The 4006-nt window shown below is 73.6% G+C and carries 4 protein-coding genes; 2 read left to right on the top strand and 2 right to left on the bottom strand.

All coding sequences use genetic code 11. From position 1 onward, the window contains the following. On the top strand, positions 1 to 502 hold a 502-nt coding region (locus AOK03_RS08825; protein ID WP_055564618.1), incomplete at its 5' end, for a DUF1203 domain-containing protein. A gap of 7 nt (positions 503 to 509) precedes the next feature. Here AOK03_RS08825 and AOK03_RS08820 read toward each other — a convergent pair. After that, complete coding sequence (locus AOK03_RS08820; protein WP_055564617.1) at positions 510 to 1385, bottom strand: LysR family transcriptional regulator; 876 nt, start codon at positions 1383 to 1385, stop codon at positions 510 to 512. 116 nt (positions 1386 to 1501) lie between these two features. Here AOK03_RS08820 and AOK03_RS08815 point away from each other — a divergent pair, with 116 nt between their 5' ends. Next, positions 1502 to 2701, top strand: a complete 1200-nt coding sequence (locus tag AOK03_RS08815) for an MFS transporter (protein ID WP_055564616.1) — start codon at positions 1502 to 1504, stop codon at positions 2699 to 2701. Positions 2702 to 2728: 27 nt separating this feature from the next. Here the strand turns inward: AOK03_RS08815 and AOK03_RS08810 are convergent, their stop codons facing one another. Next, positions 2729 to 3745: an aspartate-semialdehyde dehydrogenase gene (locus AOK03_RS08810; RefSeq protein WP_055564615.1), complete on the bottom strand. Its 1017-nt coding sequence runs from the start codon at positions 3743 to 3745 to the stop codon at positions 2729 to 2731. Between the last annotated feature and the right edge of the window lie 261 nt (positions 3746 to 4006).

Genomic DNA, 4006 nt, shown 5'->3' with positions numbered 1-4006 from the left:
CACCACCTACACCCCGCTGCCCATCGCCCCCGCGGTCCTCGCCCAGCTCCGCGCCACCGACGACGCCGGGCAGCCCTGCCTCCCGTTCGTCGACCACGAGGGCGGCTCCCCGCTCCGCTGCTGCCTGCGGCCCGTCGCCCCCGGCGAGCGCATCGCCCTCGTCTCGTACGCCCCGCTGCGCCGCTGGGCCGCCGAGACGGACGCGGCGCCCGGCGCCTACGACGAGCAGGGCCCCGTCTTCATCCACGCCGACCCCTGCGCGGGGCCCTCGCCGGAGCGCGACGGCTACCCCTTCTCCCGGGCCGGTGCCCTGCGCACGGTCCGCCGGTACAGCGCCGAGGGACGCATCGTCGGCGGCCGCCTGCTGGAGATCCCCGACGAGGAGGAGCAGGGCTTCGACGCCGCCATCGCCGAGGCCTTCGACGACCCGCAGGTCGCCCTCGTGCACGTCAGGGCCGTGGAGTACGGCTGCTTCCACTTCGAGGTGCGCCGACCGGTCTGACGGACGGTCACTCCGCGTCGGCGGCCACGGCCCGCGCGAACTGCCGCACCCGCTCCGTCTCCCCGTCCCGGTGCCACACCATCCCGAGCACCGAGTCGGGGAGCCCGTCGACCGGCACGAAGACGACGTCCTTGCGGCCGTGGTAGTCGGCCGTCGGACGGCACAGCAGCATCGCCGCCCGGTCCGCCGCCACCAGCGTGAGGCCCTCCTGGAGCGTGCGGACCTCGGGGGCGGGCGGGCCCGACGGGGCGTGTGCCTCGCGCCAATAGGCGGGCGCCGGGGCGGTCGCCGCGATCAGCGGCGTCCCCGCGAGCTCCGCGGCGGCGAGCGAGGAACGCCCCGCGAACGCGTGCCGCACCGACACCGCGACGGTCTGCCGCTCGCTGGAGAAGACCGGGCCGAGCACCAGATCCGGCTCGGCGACCGGGAGCAGCACGATCGCCGCGTCCACGTCGCCCCGGCGCACCGCCCCGAACGGATCGGCGAAGGGGATCTCCACGATCTCCGTCGCACAGGCCGGATGCCGCTCCTGGAAGGACTCGATGGCCCGCATCAGACGGGCGTCCGCGGTGCCCTGGAAGCCGAGCCGCAGCGTGCCTTCCACGCCCCGCGCCGCCGCCCTCGTCCGCGCCACCACGGACACCAACTCGGTGTAGGACGGCCTGAGTTCGGCCAGAAAACGCTCCCCGAGAGTGGTCAGGGTCACCCGTCGGCTCGTACGCTCCACCAGGCGCGCGCCGATCCGCCGCTCCAATGCGGCCAGCAACTGGCTGACACGGCTCTGTGATACGTACAGCCGCTCGCCGGCCCGCCCGAAGTGCAGCTCTTCGGCAAGCACCAGGAAGCACTCCAGTTCCCGGATCTCCAGCCCGTTCCCGCTCATGGCGTGCGGTCCCTCTTCCTTGATCGCCCAGATGTGCCCGATCGATGAATCCGGCTCATTCAAGGATGAGATCTTCCGCGTTGTTCCCGGGCGGGCGCCCACACAGGGTGGATGACATGTCACAGAGCACACGAACCCCCACACGGCCCGTCGCGTTGCCGCCCGCGGGCGGACGGCTCGCCGTCCTCTCCGTCGCCGCCGCCACCTTCTCCGTCGTCACCACGGAGATGCTGCCCGTCGGACTCCTCACCTCCATCGGCTCCGGCCTGCACGTCTCGGACGGCACCGCGGGCCTCGCCGTCACCCTGCCGGGCCTCGTCGCGGCGCTCGCCGCCCTGCTGCTGCCCGTCGCGGTGCGCCGCGCGGACCGGCGCACGGTCCTGTACGTCCTGATGACGCTGCTGGCCGTCGCCAACGTGGTCTCCGCGCTCGCCCCCGTCTTCGCCGTCCTGCTCGTCGCCCGCGTCCTGGTCGGCGTCTGCATCGGCGGCGTGTGGGCCATCGCGGCCGGTCTCGGCGTGCGGCTCGTCCGGGAGGAGGGCGCGGGCCGGGCCACCGCGGTGATCTTCAGCGGCATCGCGGTGGCATCCGTGCTCGGCGTGCCCGCGGGCACCCTCCTCGGTGAACTGGCGGGCTGGCGCTGGGGGTTCGCGGCGCTCGCCGTCCTCGCCCTCGCCGTGGCGGGGCTGCTCGGCACCGTCCTGCCGCGGCTGCCCGCGGAGGAGGGCGTCAGCCTCGGCGCGTTCCCCGCCCTGCTGCGCATAGGCCGGCTGCGGGCCGGGCTCCTCGCCGTCACCCTCCTGGTCACCGGCCACTTCGCCGCGTACACGTACATCCGCCCCGTCCTGGAGCGGGTGCCCGGCATCGGCGCGGGCCTGATCAGCGGGTTGCTCCTCGCCTACGGAACGGCCGGCATCGTCGGCAACTTCGCGGGCGGCGCCGTCGCGGGCCGCGACCCGCGCCGGGCGCTGCTCACCATCTGCGCCGGGCTCACCGCCGTGGTGCTGCTCATGGTGCCCGCGGGCGGCTCGCTCGCCGCGTCGGTGGCGCTGCTCGTGGCGTGGGGCCTGGCGTACGGCGGGGTCTCGGTCTCCGCGCAGAACTGGGTGATGACCGCCGCCCCGCACGCCAGGGAGGCGGCGTCGGCGCTCTTCGCGGGCGTGTTCAACGTGGCGATCGCCCTCGGCGCCTTCGCGGGCGGCCGGGTCGCGGACGGCCTGGGGGCGGGCGCCGTGCTGTGGCTGGGCGGCGGGCTCGCCGCGCTCGCGCTGGTGGCCGTGGCGTGCGCGAAGGGGGCGGCCACCGGCGAAAGGTGACCGCCCCCGTCGGCGTACGGGCCGGGATCAGCCGTTGAGCTCCGCGGCGACCAGCTCCGCGATCTGGACGGCGTTCAGCGCCGCGCCCTTGCGGAGGTTGTCGTCGGAGATGAAGAACGCCAGGCCGTTCTCGACCGTCTCGTCCTTGCGGATGCGGCCCACGAACGCGTCGTCCTTGCCCGCGGCGACCAGCGGCGTGGGCACGTCCGTGACGACGACGCCCTCGGCGGCCGACAGCAGCTCGGTGGCGCGCTCGGGGCTCAGCGGACGCGCGAAGCGCGCGTTGACCTGGAGGGAGTGGCCGGTGAAGACGGGGACGCGCACGCACGTGCCCGACACCTTCAGCTCGGGGATCTCCAGGATCTTGCGGGACTCGTGGCGGAGCTTCTGCTCCTCGTCCGTCTCGTTCAGGCCGTCGTCGACGACGGAGCCCGCCATCGGCAGGACGTTGTACGCGATCGGCGCGACGTACTTGTCCGGCTCGGGGAAGTCGACCGACGAGCCGTCGTGGGTCAGCTGGGGCGCGTCCTCGCCGACCTTCTTGACCTGCTCGAACAGCTCCTCGACACCGGCGAGGCCGGAGCCGGAGACCGCCTGGTAGGTGGCGACGACCAGCGCTTCGAGGCCCGCCTCGGCGTGCAGCGGCCGCAGGACGGGCATCGCGGCCATCGTCGTGCAGTTCGGGTTCGCGATGATGCCCTTGGGGCGGTTCTTGATCGCGTGCGGATTCACCTCGGAGACCACGAGGGGGACCTCGGGGTGACGGCGCCAGGCGGAGGAGTTGTCGATCACGACGGCGCCCTGCGAGGCGACCTTCTCGGCGAGGGCCTTGGAGGTGGCGCCGCCCGCGGAGAACAGCACGATGTCCAGGCCCGTGTAGTCGGCCGTGGAGGCGTCCTCGACGGTCACGCCGTCGATGACCTTGCCCGCGCTGCGGGCCGAGGCGAAGAGGCGCAGCTCGTCGGCCGGGAACTTACGCTCGGCGAGGATCTTGCGCATGACCTTGCCGACCTGACCGGTGGCTCCGACGATTCCGACCTTCACAGGGACTTCCTCCATATGTGCGTGCGGCCTCGTGACCTCGGCCGGTCTGTGGGGGGTGACTCCATGATGCGTCTGTCCAGGGCCGCGTTGTCCAATCCATTGTCCGAGGTGCGGGACGCCACATTTGTGGCGCGTCGCCGTGAACCTTTCGGGCGCCCCGGGCGTCGTAGGGGAAACGCGGGGACGGGAGGGGCACATTGCTGCGCAGGAAGACGCGCCGCGCGCCACAGACGCCCGGGGGCGGGCGGCCGGGGGCGGATC

Origin of the sequence: Streptomyces atriruber (assembly GCF_001418325.1) — a bacterium.
Taxonomy (GTDB): Bacteria; Actinomycetota; Actinomycetes; order Streptomycetales; family Streptomycetaceae; genus Streptomyces; species Streptomyces atriruber.
Note: the sequence above shows the minus strand (reverse complement) of the source record. Positions and strands in the feature narration are given on the sequence as shown.

What these genes read in the sequence shown, in the direction of transcription:
- AOK03_RS08820 (WP_055564617.1), bottom strand. Translation starts at nt 1,385, where the DNA reads ATGAGCGGGAACGGGCTGGAGATCCGGGAACTGGAGTGCTTCCTGGTG.
- AOK03_RS08815 (WP_055564616.1), top strand. Translation starts at nt 1,502, where the DNA reads ATGTCACAGAGCACACGAACCCCCACACGGCCCGTCGCGTTGCCGCCC.